This window comes from Sphingomonas sp. LH128, assembly GCF_000293195.2.
Classification (GTDB): Bacteria; Pseudomonadota; Alphaproteobacteria; order Sphingomonadales; family Sphingomonadaceae; genus Novosphingobium; species Novosphingobium resinovorum_A.
Window position 1 is genome coordinate 1 of record NZ_ALVC01000623.1, and the last position, 368, is coordinate 368.

General features: G+C 66.8%; 1 pseudogene. It reads right to left on the bottom strand.

Annotated features, from left to right (window positions below):
• Positions 1 to 368, bottom strand: a pseudogene (locus tag LH128_RS30645) (biotin synthase BioB); the annotation flags it as partial.

Genomic DNA, 368 nt, shown 5'->3' on the forward strand with positions numbered 1-368 from the left:
CAGGTTTCCATGCCCATCGCGCGCACGCCCTTCACCATCTCGATGATGGCGGGCATGTCGCGGTTCTTGGGGTTGCGCCAGGCGGCGCCCATGCAGAAGCGGGTCGAGCCCTGATCCGCCGCCTGCGCCGCGCGCTGGAGCACCTGCTGCACCTCCATCAGCTTGGTCGCCTTGACGCCGCTGTTGGCCGAAACCGACTGCGAGCAGTAACCGCAATCCTCCACACACCCGCCGGTCTTGATCGAAAGCAGCGTGGAAAGCTGCACTTCGTCCGCCTTGTGGCTGGCGCGGTGGACCTCGGCGGCGCGGAAGACCAGCTCGGTGAACGGCAGGTCGAACAGCGCCGCGATTTCCTCGCGGGTCCAGTC